A 23,901-nucleotide genomic window follows, 5' to 3' on the forward strand; every position below is an offset into this window, starting at 1 on the left:
TTCTCCTTTGTGTAAAGATGTATAAACAAACTAAAAGTTCAAATACTAAGCTTGTAATCATGAAGGAGGAGATAAAATGTCTGTTCTAGATAATTTTGGAACTTGGAAAGATTTCCTAGCAAACCGTCTTGAGCAAGCGCAGTCACAAGGGATGTCTCAACAGACAATTAATGAAGTGGCTTATGAAGTTGGGGACTACCTAGCAAAGAGCGTTGATGCAAAAAATAGTGAAGAAGCAGTTTTAAGAGAAATCTGGAATGCTGCTTCTAAAGAAGAACAGCATGCTATAGCAAGCTCAATGGTTAAGTTAGTGCAAAATCAAGGAAATACTCAGTAATTAAGCTCTTGATTAGAAGCTGCATTATCATGCGCAGCTTCTTTTTATTAATTATTTTATTTATGTATCATTAATTCCTTTCAAGATAAGCAAAAATGATTTATTATAGAGTTATATTGCATTAATAGGTAAGTGTTACCAGTTTAAAGGAGTTTGCTTATGGTTCGAACGGAATGGTATCTAGAATATGAAATTCAATATAATCGCCCTGGTTTATTAGGAGATATTTCTTCCTTATTAGGAATGTTATCCATAAATATTATTACGATAAACGGTGTTGAACATGGCCGAAGAGGCATGTTATTGTTATCCAAATACGATGAGCAAATCACACGATTAAAATCCATATTAGATACAATGGATACAATTCAAATCACCAAATTAAGAAAACCAAAGCTTCGTGATAAACTTGCTGTACGTCATGGACGATATATACACCGAGATGTAGATGACCGTAAAACGATTCGTTTTGTTCGTGATGAACTTGGTTTATTAGTTGATTTTATGGCTGAATTATATAAGAAAGAAGGGCATAAGCTTATAGGTTTACGTGGAATGCCACGAGTTGGTAAAACAGAATCGGTTGTCGCAGCAAGTGTTTGTGCAAATAAAAGGTGGTTATTTGTATCAAGTACATTATTAAAACAAACCGTTCGTAATCAACTCATTGAAGGGGAATATAGTACAGATAATATATTTATTATTGATGGGGTTGTTTCTAAACGAAAAGCAAATGAGAAACACTGGCAATTAATACGAGAAATAATGCAATTACCTGCAATAAAAGTAGTCGAACACCCGGATATTTTTGTTCGAGCTACAGAGTATACGATTGATGATTTTGATTATATTATCGAATTACGAAGTCACGAAGAGGAAGAAATTACATATGAACAATTTGAAAAAACAGAATTTGACCAAAGTAATGGTTTTTCAATGTTTGATTTTTAAATTGGATGGTGTTAACTATGGGAATAGGTTCTAAGCTTAAAGAAGCTAGAGAAGAAAAAGATATATCTTTAGAAAGTCTTCAAGACACAACTAAGATTCAAAAAAGGTATTTAATTGCCATTGAAGAAGAGAACTATGGTATTTTGCCTGGTAAGTTTTATGCTAGGGCATTTATTAAAGAGTATGCGACGGCGGTTGGTTTGGATCCAAACGAACTATTAGAGGAATTCAAGGAAGATATTCCATCTCCAGAGGAAAACACCGTACAATATACTAGAATTAATCGCTCGAGAAAAGATAATAGTCCAGCCAAAAATTCACAAATCTTTTCTCTGATACCTACAATAATTGTTATTTTATTAGTGATCGGTATTGTTTTTGCCGCTTGGTGGTTCTTACAGTCTGACACAAACAATGATGATGCGAATAATACCGAAGAACCTAATGATAGTGAAGAAATCATTCGACCAAATGATAACAATGACGATCCAGATATAGAGGACTCTTCCGAAGAAGATAATGAAGAAACAGAAGATGAAGAAACGGATATTGACGAGGAAACAGATGAAGTTCAAGAAGATCCTGTCGAACCTGAACTAACAGTTGTAGAAACCGGAACAGGGAATCCACCGGAGTCTACTTTAGAACTCTCGAATCCAGGAGACGAGCTTATTGTAACAATGGAAACTACTGGACAATCATGGCTTGATGTCAAAAATGATCAAGACGAGGTATTCTATAGTGATAATTTCAATTCAGATGCATCACCGATGGAACTTGATTTAAGTGGTGAGGAGCGAATATACTTTAATATTGGAAGTACTCCAAATTTACAAATCTCCATTAATGGAGTTGAACTTGAATATCCAATTGATCCTTCAGAAAAAGATTTTCAACGACTTTGGATAAATGTAATTCAAGAAAATGAGTAACATGTTAACCCTTCCTAATTATACATGGAAGGGTTTTAGCCTTATATAGGCAGAGAAGAGATTTTCAACCCCTTTCTTTGTTGGCTTGTCACCGTGAAGGTTTGATGATAAAACAATTTTATAAAATGTTAAGGAGGAAAGAAATATGAACATCCCAAATAGAATTACGATTTCACGAATTTTACTTATTCCAGTTTTTATTATATTACTTAGTGTTCCATTCAATTGGGGAGAATGGGATATTGGAGAAACTTCTTTACCGATCGCGGACTTTGTAGCTGCAATATTGTTTATATTTGCATCTGCGACGGATTGGGTTGATGGTTATTATGCAAGAAAGTATAACCTTGTCACAAATTTAGGGAAATTTTTGGACCCGCTGGCGGATAAATTACTGGTATCAGCAGCGTTGATATTACTAGTAGAAATGGGACTGGCACCTGCGTGGGTTGTTATTATCATAATTAGTAGAGAATTTGCTGTTACTGGTTTAAGATTAGTAGCTGCTGGTGAAGGTATTGTACTGGCCGCAGGAAATATGGGGAAATTAAAAACTGCGACACAAATGGTAGGTATTGCTGCACTGTTACTACATAATTTTCCGTTTTCATTTATCGGCTTCCCATTTGCAACGATCATGCTATACATCGCACTTTTCTTTACTATATTATCTGGTGTCGATTATTTTATTAAAAACTGGCATGTAATGAGGGATTCAAAGTAATGAAACAAATTAATGCAGAGATTATAGCAGTAGGTACAGAATTATTATTAGGGCAAATCGCCAATACGAATGCACAATGGATTTCCCAGGAACTTTCAACATATGGGGTGAATGTATTTTATCATGGTGTAGTAGGTGATAATCTTAAACGTGTTGCTGACACCTTCTCCCAAGCAAAGGATCGATCGGATCTTGTAATCGTTACTGGGGGACTAGGTCCAACAGAAGATGACTTAACAAGAGAAGCGTTTCAGTTAGTGAGTAAATTAGATATAATGGAGCACCGCCCATCTTTGAACAAGATAGAAGCATATTTCCAGAAACAAGGTATGGAGATGACTCCTAATAACCGAAAACAGTCACATGTGTTTACCAATGCTAATGTATTAGAGAATAAAGTAGGTATGGCACCCGGAATGATTGTTTCACAACAGAAGCAAAACTGGGTCTTTTTACCCGGTGTTCCAAAAGAAATGAAGCAGATGATGAAAGATGATGTAATACCTTTCATTCAAGAAATAACGGAAAATGAAAGTATCATCGAATCAATGGTAATGCGATTCATTGGTATTGGAGAAGCTAAGTTGGAAGATGAAATAATTGATATAATACAATCGCAAGTAAACCCTACCATCGCACCGCTAGCTCAAGCTGATGGGGTAGTGATTCGACTCACTGCAAAAGCGGATTCGATAAATACTGCATCGAATTTATTGCAGGATACCAAAAGAAAAATATTAGAACGAGTTGGTAGTCATTTTGTTGGTATTAATGAGGAAACAATCGACCGTAAAATAATCTCTTTATTGAAAGAAAAGGGAAAAACAATAGCTGCTGCCGAAAGCTTAACAGGTGGTAAGTTTACTGAAAATCTTATTTCAGTAAAGGGTGCATCCACGGTTTGCTCAGGCGGAATCGTTTGTTACAATACGAATGTTAAGACTGACGTATTAGGTGTTTCAGCAAAAACCATTGCAGAAGAAGGTACTGTAAGTGAAGCTTGTGCAATAGAAATGGCAAACAAAGTACGCAATCTATTAAATACGAATATTGGGATTAGTTTTACTGGAATTGCAGGACCAGAACCAATTGAAAATAAGCCAGTTGGCTTAGTTTATATTGCACTATGCGATGAGAATACGCAATTTGTTGTCGAGAAATGTAATTTCCACGGTAGTAGAGAAGCCATACGGAGAAAAGCAGTATTAAAAGGATTCGAATTATTATTAAACTATTTAAAATAATAAAGAACTGCCTATTTTTATGGTAAAATTAGATTTCTGCATTGTTTGTACGTAGTAAAATTGAAGATTGTAGATAAAATGGCTATAAAAAAATAAGAACATTCATTCGTTTTTCGCTTGGCAAAACGGATAAAACAATGTATGATAGAGGTAGTTATTTCGAGGAGGTAGTTTCGTTGAGTGATAGAAAACAAGCTTTAGATATGGCGTTAAGACAAATAGAAAAGCAATTTGGTAAAGGTTCTGTTATGAAGCTAGGTGAGCAAGCTGAACAAAAAATAGCAACAGTACCAAGTGGATCACTAGCTCTAGATGTTGCGCTAGGTATCGGTGGATATCCGAAGGGACGCGTAGTTGAAATATATGGACCAGAATCATCTGGTAAAACAACTGTTGCACTACATGCTATTGCAGAGGCGCAAAGAAAGGGTGGGCAAGCGGCGTTTATTGATGCGGAGCATGCGCTTGATCCAACCTATGCTAGAGCGTTAGGGGTAAATATTGAAGAACTTCTTTTATCTCAGCCTGATACCGGAGAACAAGCGCTAGAAATTGCCGAAGCTCTTGTACGCAGTGGTGCAGTTGATATTATTGTTGTTGACTCTGTTGCTGCATTGGTACCAAAAGCGGAAATTGAAGGTGAAATGGGTGATGCCCATGTTGGTTTACAAGCACGTCTAATGTCACAAGCATTAAGAAAGCTATCAGGTGCCATTAATAAATCAAAAACAACTGCAATTTTCATCAACCAAATTCGTGAAAAAGTAGGGGTTATGTTTGGTAATCCTGAAACAACTCCTGGTGGACGTGCACTGAAATTCTATTCTTCAGTTCGTTTAGAAGTTCGTCGAGCGGAAACATTGAAACAAGGTAACGACATGGTAGGAAATCGAGCTAAAATAAAAGTTGTTAAAAATAAAGTAGCTCCACCGTTTAAACAAGCAGAAGTTGATATAATGTATGGAGAAGGTATTTCAAAAGAAGGTGAAATTTTGGATATTGGATCTGATTTAGATATTGTACAAAAGAGCGGTGCATGGTATTCCTATGAAGGTGAACGGCTAGGCCAAGGTAGAGAAAATGCAAAACAATTTTTGAAAGAAAATACTGATATTATGGAACAAATTCACAATGCAGTTCGTGCTCATTATAATTTAGATGATGAACCAGCTGCTGAAATACAAGAAGACCCTGAACAAGAAACATTAGATGTTTAGAAGGTAACGCCCGATATCCTTTACGTAAAGTAGGGGATATTTTCTTTTTCACAATAATTTATACCTAATATATGACGATTCCTTGACAACCATTAACAAGACAATTAAAATTAAAATGTATAATTTTATATTTTTATTATACGAATTTAATTTTATTCATTGAATATGGTACATGCCGACAATAATGAATTGAACAATTTTATAGCAAGAGGAGGTGAAACCGTGGACAAAGCCTTAATCATCTCCATTTTGCTTGCCTTAATTTTCCTAGTCGTCGGTATTGTTGTTGGTTATCTGATTCGTAAATCTATTGCGGAAGCTAAGATTTCAAGTGCAGAAACCTTAGCAAAACAAATAGTTGATGAAGCACATCGAAATGCAGATGCCGCCAAGAAAGAGGCACTTCTTGAGGCGAAGGATGAAAATCATAAACTTCGCCAGCAGACAGAGCATGAATTACGTGAACGTCGTGCTGAAGCACAAAAACAAGAAAATCGCCTGATGCAAAAAGAAGAGAATCTGGACAGAAAAAGTGAAACGCTAGATAAGCGTGAGCTCTTGTTAGAGAAGAAAGAACACTCACTAGCAGAAAAACAACAACAAATTGAAGAAATGGAAAGCAAAGTGGAATCTATGAAACAAGAGCAGCAAGTCGAGCTTGAGCGCATTTCAGGATATACTACTGATCAGGCTAGAAATATTATTTTAGAACGGATCGAAAAAGAAGTCGCACATGAATCAGCATTAATGATCAAAGAGGCTGAAAATAGTGCAAAAGAGGAAGCAGACAAAAAAGCGAAGAATATCCTTTCATTAGCTTTACAGCGTTGTGCTGCGGACCACGTTGCTGAAACAACGGTTTCAGTAGTAAACCTACCAAATGATGAGATGAAAGGTCGAATCATTGGGCGAGAAGGTCGAAATATTCGAACCTTAGAAACCTTAACAGGAATCGATTTAATCATTGATGACACACCAGAAGCTGTAATCCTATCTGGATTTGATCCAATACGTAGAGAAACAGCTCGTATGGCATTAGAAAAACTTGTGCAAGACGGCAGAATCCATCCTGCGAGAATTGAAGAAATGGTGGATAAAGCTCGACGCGAAGTAGATGAATATATACGAGAAGTTGGTGAAGAAACAACATTTGAGGTTGGTGTACATGGTCTACATCCTGATTTAATTAAAATACTCGGTCGTCTAAAATATCGTACAAGCTATGGTCAGAATGTATTAAAGCACTCAACTGAGGTAGCATATCTAGCTGGACTATTAGCTGCTGAGTTAGGTGAAGATGAAACACTCGCAAGAAGAGCCGGACTACTTCATGATATTGGGAAAGCTATTGACCATGAAGTAGAGGGCAGCCACGTTGAAATTGGTAAAGAGCTAGCAATGAAATACAAGGAGCATGAGGTCGTCATTAATTCGATTGCTTCACACCATGGGGACGAAGAGGCTACTTCCATCATTTCTGTTCTCGTTGCTGCTGCTGATGCACTTTCCGCAGCTCGACCTGGAGCAAGAAGTGAGACATTGGAAAACTACATTAAACGTTTAGAGAAACTTGAAGAAATTTCTGAGTCGTTTACAGGTGTAGAGAAGTCATTTGCAATCCAAGCTGGTAGAGAAATTCGAATTATGGTGAAACCGGATGAAATAGATGACATTGAATCCGTTCGTATTGCACGTGATATTCGAAAACGAATAGAAGGTGAGCTCGATTACCCGGGTCATATTAAAGTGACCGTTATACGTGAAACGAGAGCAGTAGAATATGCGAAATAAACTGGGTTTAGCCTTATTAATAAGTACGAACCCTTTGGAAAAAAGCGGCGCTTGTAAGCCCGCTTTTTTTCTTTGCATCTTTACTTTTTGACAATATATATTAACTATGGAAAACTATACATAAAATAAACCTTCAATTATAGGCAGGACACTCCCTGCCTCATAAGTTGTAACTAGGGAAAATCATGTAGTTGACTTCTCCCTCCAACGCTTCTAGACTTTCCTATGGCGGGAGATTTTACTACTCATTATTACACGATTAAACTATTAGATAGGATGAAATACAATGAAAATATTGTTTATAGGTGATGTCGTTGGCTCACCGGGTAGAGATATGATTCAAGAATATTTACCAAAACTAAAAGATAAATACCGTCCAAATATGATCATTATAAATGGAGAAAACGCCGCTTCTGGTAAAGGTATCACCGAGAAAATATATAAGCAATTCCTTGAATGGGGTGCACATGTTATCACAATGGGCAATCACACCTGGGACAAAAAAGAAATTTTTGAGTTCATTGATGATGCTAAAAATATGATACGACCTGCGAATTTTCCTGAAGGAAATCCGGGGAAGGGAATCACCTTTATGAATATAAATGGCACAAAAGTTGCTGTAATTAATTTACAGGGTAGAACCTTTCTCCCTGCAATAGATGATCCTTTTCAAAAAGTTGATGAGTTAATAGCAGAAGCTAAAAAAAGAACGAACATTATCTTTCTCGATTTTCATGCGGAAGCTACAAGTGAGAAACAAGCTATGGGGTGGTATGTAGATGGTCGTGTAAGCTGTATCGTTGGAACACATACACACACACAAACAGCTGATGAACGAATATTACCAGGCGGAACAGGATACATAACAGATGTTGGGATGACTGGACCATATGATGGGGTATTAGGTGTAGAACGAGAGCTAGTTTTAAAACGATTCAAAACGAACTTACCTGTACGTTTTGATATTGATAAAAAGGGAAGGACGCAATTAAATGGTTTAGTAGTAACAATTGATAAAAATATTGGGCATGCCAAAAAGGTAGAGCGCATATTAATTAATGATGACCACACTTTCTTCGAATAAGAATAATTATATTTCTTTTCCAGGAGTAGTTAAGTGGAACTTTATGAATAGGTAATTTATCTATAAGTAGTTTTTGGCCATCATCGTTCTTACAATTGCATGCATTTTTTTGAGTAAGGTCAGGTTAATTATCCTTAAATGGGTATTTGAATTTTTTGAATTCTTCATGCATAATGGTAATAAGCTAACATCTCCAAGAATATAGTAGCAGTAGAACTATAATAGCAAATGAAGGAGGTACTAGTAATGGAAATATTAAAAGTTTCAGCTAAATCAAATCCAAATTCAGTAGCAGGTGCACTTGCAAATGTATTACGAGAACGTGGATCAGCGGAAATTCAAGCTATTGGCGCGGGTGCTTTAAACCAAGCCGTCAAAGCAGTAGCCATAGCGAGAGGATTTGTAGCCCCAAGTGGTGTTGATTTGATTTGTATTCCAGCATTTACCGATATCTTAATCGATAATGAGGAACGTACAGCAATTAAATTAATTGTAGAACCAAGATAATTGAAATGATGATTGTCCATTCCGTGCTGCGTTTTTACGTAGCACGATTTTTTATTGTTATTTTTTCCGTGGAGAACTAAGAGATATCTGTTTGAGGATTCCGATCAGCAATGTGTCTTACTCACTTTGAAACTTGTAACTATTTGAATAAAGTTAATCGTGAATCAGCGGGGGATTACGGCCCATTATGCAGGATTAACTTAAATCAATATATGACAATTTTAGTAATCTTAACTTAAAGTTTTATAGAGGTTTTATTTGCAGTTTCGATCTTCTGTTGTTAAATTTAAGTGTAGGCTTTATACTGAAATAATGAACAACTATGCATAAAAATAAGTGTTTTATAGAAGAAAGGAGATTCCTTATGAATGAGCAACAGCGAAAAGAACAAGCTCAAATCCAGCAAAGCACCAATCCAACGGACGTAAAATCCGGCAAGGATAATGTGGATCGTATTAAGAGCACTTCTAGTGATGAAATGATTGCGAAGTATTTTCAAACGAGCTATCAACCGCCCGATATAAAGAAGGCAAGAAAACGTCGTAAAGAAGATGTACAGTTCCATTATGACTTTTCCATCCCTGAAGATATGGCGAATATTGGAAAAGGGAAAAAATTCCTTATCCGTACATACGGCTGCCAAATGAATGAGCATGACACAGAAGTAATGGCAGGTATTTTAACAGAGATGGGATATGAATCAACATCCGATACAAATGAAGCAGACATTATTTTACTAAACACCTGTGCTATTCGAGAAAATGCAGAAAATAAGGTGTTTGGTGAAATTGGACATTTAAAACCGCTAAAGCTGGAAAAGCCAGATTTAATTCTTGGGGTTTGTGGCTGCATGTCACAGGAAGAGTCCGTAGTAAATCGAATCATGAAAAAGCACCAACATGTTGATCTTATTTTTGGTACACATAATATCCACCGCTTGCCACACCTAGTAAAAGATGCAATGTTTAACAAAGCCCAAGTGGTAGAGGTTTGGTCAAAAGAAGGGGATATAATTGAAAATCTTCCTAAAGTACGTAACGGTAAAATTAAAGCATGGGTAAATATTATGTATGGATGTGACAAGTTCTGTACTTATTGCATCGTTCCAATGACACGAGGGAAAGAGCGTAGTCGCCGTCCAGAGGATATCATCCAAGAAGTGCGTCACTTAGCAGCTCAGGGATATCAAGAAATAACACTACTTGGGCAAAATGTTAATGCATATGGAAAAGATTTTGAAGATATGGATTATCGTTTTGGTGATCTTATGGATGACATGCATAAAATCGATATACCGAGAGTGCGCTTTACGACATCCCATCCGAGAGATTTTGATGATCATCTCATTGAAGTCTTAGCAAAAGGCGGCAATCTATTGGATCATATCCATTTACCGGTACAATCTGGAAGTAGTGAAGTATTAAAACGGATGAATCGTAAATATACTCGTGAAGAATATTTAGAACTCGTACGAAAAATCAAAGCAGCTATCCCTAATGTCACATTAACCACGGATATTATTGTTGGTTTCCCAAATGAGACAGAAGAGCAATTTGAAGAAACAATGACTCTTGTAGAAGAAGTTGGTTTTGAGGCAGCATATACGTTTATTTACTCCCCACGTGACGGTACACCTGCTGCACGGAAAAAGGATGACGTTCCTGAAGACGTGAAAAAACAACGCTTATACAGATTGAATGAGCTCGTTAATAAACAGTCTGCTAACTCCATGAAATCTTATGAGGACAAGGTTGTTAAGGTACTAGTTGAAGGTGAGAGTAAAAAAGACCCAGATGTTCTTGCTGGATACACAGAAAAGAACAAGCTTGTCAATTTCAAAGGGCCTAAATCTGCCATTGGAAATATTGTTGAAGTACGTGTAACGGAAGCAAAAACATGGTCATTAAATGGTGAAATGGTAGAAAAAACAGTTGAGGTGAACTAAATGCAAGAATACACACGTAAACAAGTATTGGATGAAGCGAAAAAGCTAGCAGATATGCTTGCAAACACGGAAGAAATTGATCGTTTTAAACAAGTAGAAGCAAAACTCAATGAGAATCAAAAAGTTCAAAAGCTTATTACTAAAATAAAAGCGTTGCAGAAACAAGCTGTTAATTTTCAGGCTTATGAAAAAAGGGAAGCTTTGAAGCGAATAGAAGATGAAATTGATCGTTTACAGGCTGAGATCGATGAAATACCAGTAGTTCAGGAATTTAAAGAGTCTCAAATTGTTGTCAATGATGTACTTCAACTTATCTCTGGAACTATCTCTAGAGAAGTAACAAATAAAGTTATTGAATCTACAGGTGGAGATGTACTTGCAGGGGAAACGGGTTCTAAAAAGAAAAATAGTGCCTCCTGTGGACATTAATAAAAACAAGCAAGAATTTTTCTTGCTTGTTTTTTTATATATTGCCTTTACATTAAGGTTATAGTTGATTTCGTTACATTCTTCTTTTTGATTCATCGAATAATATGCACTTTAGGTATTTGTCTTGCATAAAATGACTATGAAAAAAGAGGAGGTAACGTAATTATGAGTTTTCTAGATAAAGACTATAGAGAGATTATTACAAAAGCTGTTATTGGCAAAGGAAAGAAATTCACGCAAGCGACTCATTCCATTTCGCCATCTCATAGACCTACAAGTATTCTAGGATGCTGGGTAATTAACCACTTGTATAATGCAAAGAAAAAATCAGATGATACCGTAGAAGTTAATGGTAGCTACGACATTAATGTATGGTATTCTTATAATGATAATACCAAGACAGAAGTTGTCACAGAAAGAGTGACCTACAGTGATCTAGTACCACTTGGAATTAAAGATGATAATTGCATCAATGATGAATTTGATGTTATTTGCAAAGTACTTCAACAACCAAATTGTTTAGAATGCAAAATCTCTAACCAAGGCCACAAAATTCTAGTAGAGATTGAACGTGAATTTCTAGTGGAAGTCCTAGGTGAAACGAAAGTCTATGCAAAAGTTGATCCAAAAGGAACAAAATATGATGATACTGATGAAGATTGGGATTTTGCTGTGACAGATGATGAATTAAATGAAATCGATCCAGACTTTCTTGAAAGTAGCAGTAGAAGCAAGGACTAAAAGACTTACGGGGGATACTCCTCGTAAGTTTTTTTGTATACTTTCAGGATTAACCCATCGCCTAAAATCTACATTTTATGCTATAATTACAACAGAATATGTAGGTTTTTGGAGGATTATATAATGGCAAAATATACACCAATGATGGAACAATATTTACGAATTAAAGCAGACTACCAAGATGCTTTTTTATTTTTTCGACTAGGTGATTTTTATGAAATGTTCTTTGAAGATGCAATTAATGCCTCGCGAGAGCTGGAAATTACATTAACAAAACGAGATGGCGGGAAACAGGATCCCATTCCGATGTGCGGTGTTCCATATCATTCTGCAGCAAATTATATTAAGAATTTAGTTGAAAAAGGGTATAAAGTAGCCATTTGTGAACAAGTAGAGGATCCGAAATCAGCAAAGGGCGTTGTGAAAAGAGAGGTTGTTCAGCTAATTACACCGGGAACAGTTATGGAAAGCAATATGCTACAGGAACGGAACAATAACTATATTGCTAGTCTTTCCCATTTTGAAGATGGTTCTTATGCAGTTGTCTACAATGATTTATCTACTGGGGAGAACCGGATTGCACTCATAACAGATGGTTGGGATTCAGTAGTTCATGAATTATACAATCAGCCCATCAAGGAGGTTGTCATTTCTTCTAATCTTCCACAAGAATCTCAGCAACAGCTGATAGATCGGTTACAGGTTACGCTTTCTTATCAAGATCAAGTAAATTTCAATGCAGAATACCGGGATCTGTGTGAAAATTTAAATGATGAACGACTCATGAAAGCATTTAGTAGGTTATTAAACTATATACAACATACACAAAAGAGATCGCTTGACCATTTAAAGCAGGCAGAAATTATCGATTTAGAAAATCATTTATCGCTTGATATGTATTCCAAACGAAACTTGGAACTAACCGAAACAATTATGCGCAAGGGCAAACAAGGAAGTTTACTTTGGGTATTGGATAAAACCGTAACCGCTATGGGATCACGAATGCTAAAGAAATGGTTGGAACGTCCTTTGCTAGTACGAAATCAAATCGAAGAACGTCTGGAAACTGTCGATGGATTTTACCATAGTTTTATGGAACGTGATACGGTACGTGAAATACTTAAGTCTGTATATGATTTAGAACGTCTGTCTGGAAGAATATCATTTGGAAATGTGAACGCAAGAGATTTAATCCAGCTTAAAAAATCGCTTAAGAAGATTCCTGAGCTAAAAGAGACCCTAAACCTTTTTAATCATAAACAGATTGAACAATTAGCAGAATCTCTAATTGTCCCGGAGGATATCGTCTCTTTACTTGAGAGGAGTTTAGTGGAAGATCCACCAATATCAATTAAAGAAGGTTCAATTATAAAAGATGGCTACCATGAACAGCTTGACACCTATCGGGATGCATCGAGAAACGGGAAGAAATGGATCGCAGCATTAGAACAGAAGGAAAAACAAGACACAAATATTAAATCGCTAAAAATAGGTTATAATCGTGTTTTTGGTTATTATATTGAGGTTACAAAAGCAAATTTACATCTGTTACCGGATGGTAAATATGAACGCAAGCAAACCCTGACGAATGCAGAGCGTTTTATTACACCGGAATTAAAAGAGAAAGAACAACTTATTTTAGAAGCAGAGGAAAAAAGCGTAGAGCTTGAGTATCAGTTATTTATGGAAGTTCGTGAAAAGATAAAAGACTACATCCCACAACTTCAGTATCTAGCAGATGTAGTTAGTAAAATTGATGTATTACAAGCCTTTGCAACTGTTAGTGAAGCAAATAATTACAAACGTCCGAAGTTTGTCGATCAAAAATTATCCATAAGAAATGGTAGGCATCCTGTAGTTGAACAAGTAATGAAGGAAGGTTCATTTGTACCTAATGACATTTCACTTGACCAAGATAGAAGCATCTTATTAATTACTGGCCCAAATATGTCTGGTAAAAGTACGTATATGCGACAACTTGCTTTAACTGTAATTATGGGACAAATTGGTTGCTTTGTACCTTGTGATGAAGCAGAATTAATTATTTTTGATCAAATTTTCACCCGCATTGGTGCTGCCGATGACCTTGTGTCTGGTCAAAGTACGTTCATGGTAGAAATGCTTGAAGCGAAGCATGCCTTATCGAATGCTACAGATCGTAGTTTAATATTATTGGATGAAATTGGACGCGGGACAAGCACTTATGATGGAATGGCTTTAGCACAAGCAATTGTGGAGTATATTCATCAACATGTCCATGCAAAAACGCTTTTTTCCACACATTATCATGAATTGACGACACTAGAGAATAGTCTAGCTAAATTAAAGAATATACACGTTCGTGCAGAAGAGTACGAAGGAAACGTTGTCTTTTTACACCAAATTCAAGATGGTGCTGCGGATGAGAGCTATGGTATTCATGTTGCGAAATTGGCTGAATTACCGAACGCTTTAATTGACCGAGCAAGTGCGATTCTTGCTCAACTAGAAAGTTCAGATAAGATAAGTAAAAATACAGAAGAGGATCACGGCTCAAACCAGCTTTCCTTATTTGAAGATGAAAATCAAACGAAGGACATAAAAGACACAAATGCGTCTGATGCCGATCTAGTGAACGAATTAAAAGCCTTGAATTTACTAGAAATGACACCAATGGAAGCAATGAACGAATTGTTTCGTTTACAGAAGAAAGTTCAATAATAGAAGGGATTGTTTGCATGAAAATCTTTCAAATGTCTGATGCATTAGCCAATAAGATAGCAGCTGGTGAAGTAGTGGAAAGACCAGCGTCTGTTGTAAAAGAGCTAATCGAAAACAGCATTGATGCAAACAGCACATGGATAAAAGTAGACATTTCAGAAGCTGGATTACAAGAAATAAAAATTTCAGATAATGGAGATGGCATGACAGAAGAGGACTGCGAGCGCGCTTTCCTACGACATGCTACAAGTAAAATTCGAAATGAGTCAGATTTGTTCCATGTAAATACACTTGGTTTCCGTGGAGAAGCGTTAGCTAGTATTGCATCTGTTAGTCGATTAACCATAAAAACATCCCCTGGTGATTCTGCAGGTACTTTTTTATCATTAGAGGGTGGTAAAATAGTCGACAGAGGGAAAAGCGATGCACGGAAAGGTAGCGAAATAACCGTCTCCGATTTGTTTTTTAACACGCCCGCTCGACTAAAATATATGAAAACGATTCATACCGAACTCGGACATATAACAGATTTATTAAATCGTTTATCTTTATCGCATCCGAACATTCGATTCGAAGCTACACACAATGGGAAATCTTTATTTAAAACTGCAGGAACAGGCGACATGTTACAAGTGATTTCGCAGGTTTATGGAATTGGAGTAGCAAAAAAAATGCTACCAATTAAAGAAGAAACATTGGACTTTGCCGTAGAAGGCTATATTGCGAAACCAGAGGTAACGAGAGCTTCTAGATCCTATATCTCTATTATGATAAATGGAAGGTTTATTAAGAGTTTTCCATTAACACAGGCAATCATGCGTGCATACCATACCTTGTTGCCGATTGGAAGGTCACCAATAGTCGTGCTTTCGATTAAAATGGATCCAATTCTAGTAGATGTTAATGTGCATCCTACCAAATTGGAGGTTCGCTTTAGTAAAGAAAAAGAGTTATGTGGATTAATAGAAAAAACAATTCAATCAAAATTCCGTCAAACAACACTAATACCTGAAATGGAACAAGGTAATCGAGAAAAAAACAAAACGGTTCAACCAAGTCTTGATTTTGATCAAGAAAAAAATAATCAATTAAACACCGTAGTTGAAAAAAGTCAACCGGCAATGATACATGAAACAAATCATAGCTCACCATTAAATGCAGATCAAGAAACACAATTACAGGAACGAGAAGTTCTCCATGAACCGGAACCATTGAATCAATTAACTCATGTAAATAAGGCTCCTATTACAGATAATTATGATCAGTCAGAGACTAACTCGACAATTAAAGAAGAACCCACTTCTAGACAACGTATTCCGATCATGTACCCAATCGGTCAATTGCACGGGACATATATATTAGCTCAAAATGACGAAGGCTTCTTCATGATTGATCAACACGCTGCTCAAGAACGAATTAAATATGAGTTTTTTAAGGAAAAGTTAGGTAACACGATTAATGAATCCCAGGAGTTATTGCTCCCATTAACATTTGAGTTTTCAAAACAGGAATCTATCTTTATCGAGCACCATAAACATGAACTAGAAAAAGTAGGATTATTTTTGGAAGACTTTGGAAATCAATCTTATGTAATTCGCTCTCATCCAAATTGGTTTCCTAAGGGGTTTGAAGAGGAAATTATTCGGGAAATGATCGAGCAAATTATGAATGAGGAACGCATTGATGTTGAGGAGATTCGAGAAGAAGCAGCAATTTTAATGTCTTGTAAACGATCCATCAAGGCAAACCATTATTTAAACCATGATGATATGTTTCGATTATTAGAAGATTTGCGTAAAACGACTGATCCATTTACTTGTCCACATGGTCGGCCGATCATTATCCATTTCTCTTCTTATGAACTTGAAAAAATGTTTAAGAGGGTTATGTAGATAATGTATAAATCCATTACACTTCGCGAAAACTAAGAGTAAAAATCTAACTGCCATGTTCGCTTGGAGTGGAGACTTTAAACAGGTTGTCTCAAACCTCTTTAAAATCTGAGCACATCCAATTTGAACATGGTTAAAAGGTGGAGTGTAAATGGATAATCAGAAACTAATCAACTTTTTGAATCAACTACTATCAAATCATTTTGTTATGTATGTAAAATTACATCGGTATCATTGGTTTATTCAAGGAAAACATTTTTTCCAACTACATAAAACATTTGAAGAAATGTATGAAAAGACTGCAGAAGATCTAGATGAAGTAGCAGAACGTATTTTAGCAATTGATGGTAAGCCATTCGCTGTAATGACACAATACATAGAAAACACAACATTAGTGGAGGCAAGTGCCGACGATAAAGAGGAGGAAATTGTCGATCAATTAATCGATGATTATAAGCAAATTATTTCTGAAATAAAAGAAATAGGGATACCTTTGGCAAATGAGACTAACGATGAACCAACAGCAGATCTTCTTATTACATTACAGGTGAGCTATGAAAAATACGTTTGGATGCTTACTGCTTACCGGGCATATAAATAATTTTATTTAGGGGAATATGAATGAAGAATAAAGTAATCGCAATTGTTGGACCTACAGCCGTAGGGAAAACAAAGCTAAGCATTGAGATTGCCAAGAAGTTTAATGGTGAGATCATCAGCGGAGATTCGATGCAAGTTTATAAAGGCATGGATATTGGAACGGCCAAAATAACGGAACAAGAAATGCAAGGAATCCCTCATCACCTCATTGATATCAAAGAACCAGAAGAATCATTTTCTGTTGCAGATTTCCAGCAATATGTTGAAGCATATGTTGATGAGATCGCTGCTCGACAAAAGTTGCCAATCCTTGTCGGAGGAAGTGGACTATACATACAAGCCGCCTTGTTCAATTATAATTTTTCTCATAAAAAAAGAAATGATGTGGTGACGAAGCGCCTAGAGGAAGAATTACAACGTGAGGGGAATACAGCATTATATAATAGACTAAAAGAAGTTGATCCAAAGCAAGCATCAAAAATTCATCCTAACAATTATAGAAGGGTAATTCGAGCCCTTGAGATAGTCGAAACAACTGGTCAAACAATGAGCGAATACCAGGAACAACAATCAAATGAGTCACCATATAATGTTGCGTTAATAGGCTTAGAAATGGAAAGAAGTCTATTATATGAACGTATAAACCAGCGCGTCGACCAAATGGTTGAAACTGGTGTAGTCGAAGAGGCAAAATATTTTTATGAACAAGGTTACGAAAACTGTCAATCCATGAAAGCAATTGGATATAAAGAATTGTTACCCTATCTAAAAGGAGAAACCGATCTAAATCATGCCATAGAGCTATTAAAAAGAAATTCACGAAGATATGCCAAAAGACAATATACATGGTTTAAAAACAAGATGGATGTGAATTGGTATTCGGTAACGCCTGATACTATTAATGAAAAATTTCGAATTATTTTAGAGGAGTTAGCAGGATTCTTAAAAGATAAGTAGAACTATTATATATAGATAGAAAAGAGGAGGATTCATGATGGCGCAATCTGTAAACATACAAGATCATTATTTAAACCAACTGAGAAAGGATCACGTTTCAGTAACCGTGTTTTTAACAAATGGTTTCCAATTAAGAGGGGTTGTAAAAGCGTTTGATAATTTTACGGTTCTCTTGGAAACAGAGGGTAAGCAACAATTAATCTTCAAACACGCTATTTCTACATTTGCTCCTGCTAAGAATATTAATTTGGAAAAAGAATAAGTCAATTCAACGAACGCTGTTTAGGCGTTCGTTTTCTGTTGCGTATCATTTTTCTCGTACCATGTGGGCGTTTGTCACACCTTATTGTGTGAATACGTATAATATGGTGATGAAGGGGTGATGACGTGGGTACACAAAAGATTCAAAACAAAAATGGTCAAATAAACATTATATTACGAGATAAAAAACCCGTAAATATACAATCGCACAATACGAATGTTCAAACAATGGATCATGATCCATTTAAACATATTGAAGATGAATTTTCCTCATTCGTTGGAATGAAACGATTAAAACAGCGGGTGAAAGAGATCTATGCAACAATCGTTATCAATGAAAAGAGAAAGGAACTCGGACTATCCAGCACTAAGCAGGTCCTCCACATGCTATTCAAAGGCAATCCTGGTACTGGAAAAACAACAGTTGCTAGAAAACTAGCGAAAATCTATTTTGATATGAATCTTTTGTCAAAAGGACATTTCATCGAAGCTGAACGTGCGGATCTAGTAGGAGAATATATCGGCCAAACAGCCCAAAAGACACGCGCTATTATTCAAAAAGCTCGTGGCGGTATTTTATTTATTGACGAAGCATACTCGTTAGCTCGTGGAGGAGAAAAGGATTTCGGTAAGGAAGCTATTGATACGCTTGTAAAGCAAATGGAAGATAACGGAAATGATTTCGTGTTAATTCTAGCGGGATATCCAAACGAAATGGAAAGGTTCTTAAATCTGAATCCCGGTCTCAAATCTAGATTTCCATTCATTCTAGATTTTGATGATTATGAAGTGGATCAATTAATGGAAATCGCTAGACAAATGGCAGCGGAGCGAGAATACCAATTGACGAAAGAAGCAGAATGGAAATTGCGTTCCTATCTCTATAAGCAACAACAAGAGAGTACAAGAAATTTCTCTAATGCTCGATGCGTGCGGAATATTATTGAACACGCCATTCGAATGCATGCTGTTCGTCTGTTATACAAAAGCCAGGCATCACCTGATGATTTAATCATGTTAACAGCTAATGACTTGTCTGTAGAAGAGGATTAGTTGAATTTTGTGAAGTGACTTCATCTTTGCTATGATATGATATGAATATAATTAGATTCTTTGTAAATGTCGCAGTTAGAAAGAGGTAGGAATTCATGTCTATAGAAACAATACTAATTATAGCAGTTAAAAAGCCAGAGCAACATGATGATCGTTTTCAATCTTCGCTCGAGGAACTGATATCTTTATGTAAAACAGCGGGTGGATCGGTTCAAAAAGTAATGACTCAAAATCGAGTTCGTATCCATCCTGCTTTTTATATAGGGGAAGGTAAAATGGAGGAAATTAAACAGGAAATTGACGACCTCCATATTGACTTAGTAGTTTCAAATGATGAATTATCAGCAGGTCAGTTGAGAAATTTAAGTAACCATTTTGGTATTAGGGTAATTGATCGTAGTCAACTAATACTAGATATTTTTGCTGGGCGAGCAAAAACAAAAGAAGGTAAAATGCAAGTCGAATTAGCCCAACTCGAATATATGCTGCCACGTTTGCGAGGACAAGGTACCGAACTATCTCGCTTAGGTGCTGGTATTGGTACAAGAGGACCCGGAGAAACAAAATTAGAATCGGATCAACGACATATTAGACGTCGGATTCATGACATAAAAAGAAGGCTAAAAACGGTTGTTGGACAGAGAGAACAATATAGAAAACGAAGAAAGACAAATGATGTTTTCCAAATTGCAATCGTCGGCTATACCAATGCAGGTAAATCAACCCTGTTTAATCGCTTAACAAATAGCGTTTCCTTAGAGGAGGACAAGCTATTTGCGACATTAGATCCATTAACAAGAAAAATCCAATTGCCGTCTGGTTTTCAACCACTTATAACAGATACCGTAGGATTCATTCAAGATCTGCCAACAACGTTAATTGCAGCTTTTCGTTCGACTTTAGAAGAAGTAAAAGAAGCTGACTTTATTTTGCACGTTGTTGATGGCTCTCATCCAGATCGAGAACAACACCAAGATACAGTCCTGAACCTATTAGAAGAATTAGATGCACATACCATCCCTACCTTAACCATCTATAATAAGAAGGATTTACTGAAAGACGATTTTATACCTACCAACCGACCATACATGTTAATGAGTGCTTTGAATCAGGAGGAAATTAAACAACTAGTTTCGTATCTAGAATCCATTTTGAAAGAGGAATGGGATACGTATATTACAACCATAGAACCAGACCAAGGGAAGTTGCTACATCGTCTGGAGCATGAAACAATTATTGAAAAGAAACTATTTGATCAAGAGAAAAATAACTATATTATTCATGGATACATTCCAAATCAACATCCATTGAAGAGCAGAATAAAGGAGTAAGTTAATCACATGATAGAAACATTTGTTCAACAAGCAGAAGCAGACTGTCTTCAACGACATCAACAAATTAATCGAACAGTTGAAGTGAATCAAAAACGGGTACTCGAAGCATTTAAAAATAATAAAGTGAGTGATAGTCATTTTAACTCCACAAGTGGGTATGGATATGATGACAGCGGAAGAGAAACGCTTGAAGCTGTTTACGCCGATGTATTTGGTGGTGAATCTGCATTAGTACGTCCGCAACTTGTATCAGGGACACATGCTATTAGCACAGCGTTATTCGGCATGCTGAGACCCGGGGATGAGTTATTATATATTACAGGCAAACCATATGATACGTTAGAAGGCGTGATCGGAAAAGACGATGAAACTAATAATGGTTCCGGTTCCTTAAAAGATTTTCGAATTACATACAACGAAGTTTCGCTTCAAAATGATGGATCGATTGATTATAAAAAAATTAAATCTTCCATTACGACGAAAACAAAAGTAATCGCCATCCAACGTTCCAAAGGGTATGATGACCGTCCGTCATTTCCTATTAGTGAAATTCAACGGATGGTCCGTTTTGTAAAAGAAATTGATTCGAACTTAATTGTTTTCGTAGACAATTGTTATGGTGAATTTGTAGAGGAAAATGAACCCCTACATGTAGGTGCGGATGTTATTGCCGGTTCCCTTATTAAAAATCCAGGAGGAGGAATTGCTCGAGGTGGAGGATATATTGTTGGTAAAGATGAACTAATAAATCAATGCGCAAACCGTTTAACCGCACCTGGTTTAGGGAAAGAAATAGGTGCTACTTTTCATACGCTTCAAGAAATGTTTCAAGGTTTCTTTTTGGCCCCCCACGTAGTTGGCGAAGCGTTGAAGGGTGCCGTATTTACAGCTCGTTTTTTAGAATTAAATGGTTTTTCGACATCACCAAATTACGAGACATTTAGAACTGATTTAATTCAATCCGTTACGTTTAAAACAGCTGATCAAATGATTAAGTTTTGTCAGGCAATCCAACGAAATTCACCTGTTAATTCCTATGTTACACCATATCCAAGTGAAATGCCCGGTTATGATGATCAAGTAATAATGGCAGCTGGAACGTTTATACAAGGATCGAGTATCGAATTATCAGCAGATGGACCAATAAGAAAACCATTTACAGCGTTTGTTCAAGGTGGGCTTACCTATGCCCATGTAAAAATCGCACTCCAGGAAGCTTGTAAAGAAATAATTGGAACAGAATAAGTCTTAGAATCAGCAAAAGAGCACGTCTTCTCTTTTGCTCTTCATTTTTATGTAAGGTTTTCTAACATTTATTTGACATGTAACATAACATTGAATATAATTGAATTAACAGAAAAAGGAGAGTCACCAAAATGGATGATAAAGACCGTCGATCGATGCCCTTATTTGGAATAGGGATCGTTATGAAACTAACAGAACTAACCGCAAGGCAAATTAGATATTATGAAGAACATGATCTCATTCATCCTGAGAGAACTTCTGGAAATCAGCGATTGTTTTCCTTCAATGATGTCGATCGTTTGTTGGAAATAAAAAACTATCTTGATAAAGGGTTAAATCTTGCAGGGATTAAATTACTTCTTACTGGAGAACCAGGAGAAAAAGAAGCAAGGAAAAGTAACTCTGAAAAACAAGATCTAACAGATAAAGAACTAAGAAAAATATTAAGAAATGAAATTGCCGAAGCTGGTCGATTTGGAAAAGCAAGCCTTCGTCAAGGAGAACTATCCAGGTTTTTCGTTAAACATTAGGTAAGAAGGGATATGGGAATTTCTAAATCTCATTCTCTAAAATATATAAAACAAATACAGGAGGAGAAACATGGGTTATACAAGGGAAGAAATTCTTAAACGAATTGAAGAAGAGAACGTAAAGTTTATCAGGTTACAATTCACTGACATGCTTGGCACAATTAAAAATGTTGAAATTCCGTTAAGTCAATTAGAAAAAGCATTAGACAATATGATGATGTTTGACGGATCTTCAATTGAAGGTTTTGTGAGAATTGAAGAATCAGATATGTACTTGTATCCAGATCTAGATACATTTGTCGTATTTCCTTGGACTTCTGAAAAAGGAAAAGTCGCTCGGTTTATATGTGACATTTATAATCCGGATGGAACCCCGTTCGAGGGATGTCCAAGATACAATTTAAAACGAAATCTAAAGAAAATGGAAGAATTAGGATTTGATGCATTTAATATTGGTACAGAGCCAGAGTTTTTCCTATTTAAATTAGATGAAAAAGGCGAGCCATCATTAGAGTTAAATGACCATGGAGGATATTTCGACTTAGCACCTACAGACTTAGGTGAAAATTGCCGAAGAGATATCGTACTTGAGTTAGAAGAAATGGGATTTGAAATCGAGGCTTCCCACCATGAAGTTGCTCCTGGTCAACATGAGATTGATTTCAAATATTCCGATGCAGTAAAACATGCTGATGATATCCAAACGTTTAAATTAGTGGTAAAAACAATAGCGAGAAAACATAATTTGCACGCAACATTTATGCCTAAGCCATTATTTGGGGTGAACGGTTCTGGGATGCACGTTAATATGTCCTTATTCAACGAAGGGAAAAATGCGTTCTATGATGCCGATGGTGAGATGGAATTAAGCGATACTGCCTATCAGTTTATTGCAGGAATCATCAAACACGCAACCAATTTTACTGCAGTTACCAACCCAACTGTTAATTCGTACAAGAGACTTGTTCCAGGATATGAAGCACCATGTTATGTTGCTTGGTCCGGATCAAACAGAAGTCCATTAATGCGTATACCAAATTCTAGAGGATTAAGCACACGTGTAGAGGTTCGAAGTGTCGACCCTTCAGCTAATCCATATATGGCATTATCGGTGTTACTTGCATCAGGACTAGATGGGGTTGCAAACAAATTAACTCCTCCATCAGCTGTAGATCGAAATATCTATGTCATGAATAAAGCGGAACGCGAAGAAAATGGTGTCAAAGATTTACCAGCAACATTAATGGATGCTCTTATTGAACTACAGAAAGATGAAACGATCATTAATGCTTTAGGAGATCATTTGTTCGAACACTATGTGGAAGCGAAAGAAATAGAGTGGGATATGTTCCGTACAACTGTCCATCCATGGGAGAGAGAGCAGTATTTAACTCAATACTAACTTAACCAGAGAAAAACCCTTGATT

Annotated in this window: 22 protein-coding genes; all 22 read left to right on the forward strand. The window is 36.4% G+C overall.

Going from position 1 to position 23,901, the window contains the following annotated elements; all coding sequences use genetic code 11:
• Positions 1-76 precede the first annotated feature (76 nt).
• The 22 genes from BMX40_RS02840 (at position 77) to glnA (ending at position 23,876) form a co-directional block, all read left to right on the forward strand.
• Positions 77-337 (forward strand): DUF3243 domain-containing protein, encoded by a 261-nt coding sequence (locus BMX40_RS02840; protein WP_090866635.1) that lies wholly within the window; start codon positions 77-79, stop codon positions 335-337.
• Positions 338-496: 159 nt separating this feature from the next.
• Complete coding sequence (locus tag BMX40_RS02845) at positions 497-1,288, forward strand: DUF3388 domain-containing protein (RefSeq protein WP_090866637.1); 792 nt, start codon at positions 497-499, stop codon at positions 1,286-1,288.
• 17 nt (positions 1,289-1,305) lie between these two features.
• Positions 1,306-2,220: a helix-turn-helix domain-containing protein gene (locus BMX40_RS02850; protein WP_090866640.1), complete on the forward strand. Its 915-nt coding sequence runs from the start codon at positions 1,306-1,308 to the stop codon at positions 2,218-2,220.
• A 145-nt stretch (positions 2,221-2,365) separates the two neighbouring features.
• On the forward strand, positions 2,366-2,944 hold the full coding sequence (gene pgsA, locus BMX40_RS02855; protein ID WP_090866642.1) for a CDP-diacylglycerol--glycerol-3-phosphate 3-phosphatidyltransferase: 579 nt from the start codon (positions 2,366-2,368) through the stop codon (positions 2,942-2,944).
• The gene (locus BMX40_RS02860; protein WP_090866644.1) at positions 2,944-4,188 is read left to right on the forward strand and encodes a competence/damage-inducible protein A; all 1,245 of its coding nucleotides are present in this window, start codon (positions 2,944-2,946) and stop codon (positions 4,186-4,188) included. The genes pgsA and BMX40_RS02860 overlap by 1 nt, the downstream gene beginning before the upstream one ends.
• Positions 4,189-4,364: 176 nt before the next feature.
• On the forward strand, positions 4,365-5,405 hold the full coding sequence (recA, locus tag BMX40_RS02865; protein ID WP_090866646.1) for a recombinase RecA: 1,041 nt from the start codon (positions 4,365-4,367) through the stop codon (positions 5,403-5,405).
• 222 nt (positions 5,406-5,627) lie between these two features.
• A complete protein-coding gene (gene rny, locus BMX40_RS02870) occupies positions 5,628-7,196 on the forward strand; it encodes a ribonuclease Y (RefSeq protein ID WP_090866648.1) in 1,569 nt (522 codons plus the stop codon).
• A 286-nt stretch (positions 7,197-7,482) separates the two neighbouring features.
• Positions 7,483-8,280 (forward strand): TIGR00282 family metallophosphoesterase, encoded by a 798-nt coding sequence (locus BMX40_RS02875; RefSeq protein ID WP_090866650.1) that lies wholly within the window; start codon positions 7,483-7,485, stop codon positions 8,278-8,280.
• 246 nt (positions 8,281-8,526) lie between these two features.
• Entirely contained in the window at positions 8,527-8,787 is a 261-nt protein-coding gene (gene spoVS / locus BMX40_RS02880; RefSeq protein ID WP_027447636.1) for a stage V sporulation protein SpoVS, read from the forward strand.
• A 364-nt stretch (positions 8,788-9,151) separates the two neighbouring features.
• A complete protein-coding gene (gene miaB, locus BMX40_RS02885) occupies positions 9,152-10,732 on the forward strand; it encodes a tRNA (N6-isopentenyl adenosine(37)-C2)-methylthiotransferase MiaB (RefSeq protein ID WP_090866652.1) in 1,581 nt (526 codons plus the stop codon).
• Positions 10,733-11,161 (forward strand): YlbF/YmcA family competence regulator, encoded by a 429-nt coding sequence (locus BMX40_RS02890; RefSeq protein WP_090866654.1) that lies wholly within the window; start codon positions 10,733-10,735, stop codon positions 11,159-11,161.
• Between the two features lie 165 nt (positions 11,162-11,326).
• Positions 11,327-11,902 (forward strand): outer spore coat protein CotE, encoded by a 576-nt coding sequence (gene cotE / locus BMX40_RS02895; RefSeq protein ID WP_090866656.1) that lies wholly within the window; start codon positions 11,327-11,329, stop codon positions 11,900-11,902.
• Between the two features lie 123 nt (positions 11,903-12,025).
• Positions 12,026-14,602, forward strand: coding sequence for a DNA mismatch repair protein MutS (gene mutS / locus BMX40_RS02900; protein ID WP_090866658.1), 2,577 nt, complete (start codon positions 12,026-12,028; stop codon positions 14,600-14,602).
• A gap of 17 nt (positions 14,603-14,619) precedes the next feature.
• On the forward strand, positions 14,620-16,494 hold the full coding sequence (mutL, locus tag BMX40_RS02905; protein WP_090866660.1) for a DNA mismatch repair endonuclease MutL: 1,875 nt from the start codon (positions 14,620-14,622) through the stop codon (positions 16,492-16,494).
• A gap of 151 nt (positions 16,495-16,645) precedes the next feature.
• Positions 16,646-17,095 carry a Dps family protein gene (locus tag BMX40_RS02910; protein ID WP_090866662.1) on the forward strand — a complete coding sequence of 150 codons (450 nt, stop codon included), beginning with the start codon at positions 16,646-16,648 and terminating at the stop codon, positions 17,093-17,095.
• 20 nt (positions 17,096-17,115) lie between these two features.
• On the forward strand, positions 17,116-18,051 hold the full coding sequence (miaA, locus tag BMX40_RS02915; RefSeq protein ID WP_090866663.1) for a tRNA (adenosine(37)-N6)-dimethylallyltransferase MiaA: 936 nt from the start codon (positions 17,116-17,118) through the stop codon (positions 18,049-18,051).
• A 37-nt stretch (positions 18,052-18,088) separates the two neighbouring features.
• Positions 18,089-18,313, forward strand: coding sequence for an RNA chaperone Hfq (gene hfq / locus BMX40_RS02920; protein WP_090866664.1), 225 nt, complete (start codon positions 18,089-18,091; stop codon positions 18,311-18,313).
• Positions 18,314-18,438: 125 nt separating this feature from the next.
• Positions 18,439-19,365, forward strand: a complete 927-nt coding sequence (gene spoVK, locus BMX40_RS02925; RefSeq protein ID WP_090866666.1) for a stage V sporulation protein K — start codon at positions 18,439-18,441, stop codon at positions 19,363-19,365.
• Between the two features lie 95 nt (positions 19,366-19,460).
• Positions 19,461-20,696 carry a GTPase HflX gene (gene hflX / locus BMX40_RS02930; protein WP_090866668.1) on the forward strand — a complete coding sequence of 412 codons (1,236 nt, stop codon included), beginning with the start codon at positions 19,461-19,463 and terminating at the stop codon, positions 20,694-20,696.
• A gap of 9 nt (positions 20,697-20,705) precedes the next feature.
• Positions 20,706-21,944: a methionine gamma-lyase family protein gene (locus BMX40_RS02935; protein ID WP_090866670.1), complete on the forward strand. Its 1,239-nt coding sequence runs from the start codon at positions 20,706-20,708 to the stop codon at positions 21,942-21,944.
• Positions 21,945-22,075: 131 nt separating this feature from the next.
• Positions 22,076-22,474 (forward strand): MerR family transcriptional regulator, encoded by a 399-nt coding sequence (locus BMX40_RS02940; RefSeq protein WP_090866672.1) that lies wholly within the window; start codon positions 22,076-22,078, stop codon positions 22,472-22,474.
• A 70-nt stretch (positions 22,475-22,544) separates the two neighbouring features.
• Positions 22,545-23,876: a type I glutamate--ammonia ligase gene (glnA, locus tag BMX40_RS02945; RefSeq protein ID WP_090866674.1), complete on the forward strand. Its 1,332-nt coding sequence runs from the start codon at positions 22,545-22,547 to the stop codon at positions 23,874-23,876.
• Positions 23,877-23,901 lie beyond the last annotated feature (25 nt).

This window comes from Oceanobacillus limi, assembly GCF_900111445.1.
GTDB classification, from domain to species: Bacteria; Bacillota; Bacilli; order Bacillales; family Amphibacillaceae; genus Ornithinibacillus; species Ornithinibacillus limi.

Bases quoted from the DNA above. Each gene is read 5' to 3' on its own strand.
- BMX40_RS02845 (WP_090866637.1), top strand. From the start codon at position 497: ATGGTTCGAACGGAATGGTATCTAGAATATGAAATTCAATATAATCGC.
- mutS (WP_090866658.1), top strand. From the start codon at position 12,026: ATGGCAAAATATACACCAATGATGGAACAATATTTACGAATTAAAGCA.
- BMX40_RS02910 (WP_090866662.1), top strand. From the start codon at position 16,646: ATGGATAATCAGAAACTAATCAACTTTTTGAATCAACTACTATCAAAT.
- miaA (WP_090866663.1), top strand. From the start codon at position 17,116: ATGAAGAATAAAGTAATCGCAATTGTTGGACCTACAGCCGTAGGGAAA.
- BMX40_RS02935 (WP_090866670.1), top strand. From the start codon at position 20,706: ATGATAGAAACATTTGTTCAACAAGCAGAAGCAGACTGTCTTCAACGA.
- hflX (WP_090866668.1), top strand. From the start codon at position 19,461: ATGTCTATAGAAACAATACTAATTATAGCAGTTAAAAAGCCAGAGCAA.
- miaB (WP_090866652.1), top strand. From the start codon at position 9,152: ATGAATGAGCAACAGCGAAAAGAACAAGCTCAAATCCAGCAAAGCACC.
- BMX40_RS02850 (WP_090866640.1), top strand. From the start codon at position 1,306: ATGGGAATAGGTTCTAAGCTTAAAGAAGCTAGAGAAGAAAAAGATATA.
- BMX40_RS02860 (WP_090866644.1), top strand. From the start codon at position 2,944: ATGAAACAAATTAATGCAGAGATTATAGCAGTAGGTACAGAATTATTA.
- spoVS (WP_027447636.1), top strand. From the start codon at position 8,527: ATGGAAATATTAAAAGTTTCAGCTAAATCAAATCCAAATTCAGTAGCA.
- BMX40_RS02875 (WP_090866650.1), top strand. From the start codon at position 7,483: ATGAAAATATTGTTTATAGGTGATGTCGTTGGCTCACCGGGTAGAGAT.
- hfq (WP_090866664.1), top strand. From the start codon at position 18,089: ATGGCGCAATCTGTAAACATACAAGATCATTATTTAAACCAACTGAGA.
- BMX40_RS02940 (WP_090866672.1), top strand. From the start codon at position 22,076: ATGGATGATAAAGACCGTCGATCGATGCCCTTATTTGGAATAGGGATC.
- cotE (WP_090866656.1), top strand. From the start codon at position 11,327: ATGAGTTTTCTAGATAAAGACTATAGAGAGATTATTACAAAAGCTGTT.
- BMX40_RS02890 (WP_090866654.1), top strand. From the start codon at position 10,733: ATGCAAGAATACACACGTAAACAAGTATTGGATGAAGCGAAAAAGCTA.
- mutL (WP_090866660.1), top strand. From the start codon at position 14,620: ATGAAAATCTTTCAAATGTCTGATGCATTAGCCAATAAGATAGCAGCT.
- pgsA (WP_090866642.1), top strand. From the start codon at position 2,366: ATGAACATCCCAAATAGAATTACGATTTCACGAATTTTACTTATTCCA.
- BMX40_RS02840 (WP_090866635.1), top strand. From the start codon at position 77: ATGTCTGTTCTAGATAATTTTGGAACTTGGAAAGATTTCCTAGCAAAC.
- glnA (WP_090866674.1), top strand. From the start codon at position 22,545: ATGGGTTATACAAGGGAAGAAATTCTTAAACGAATTGAAGAAGAGAAC.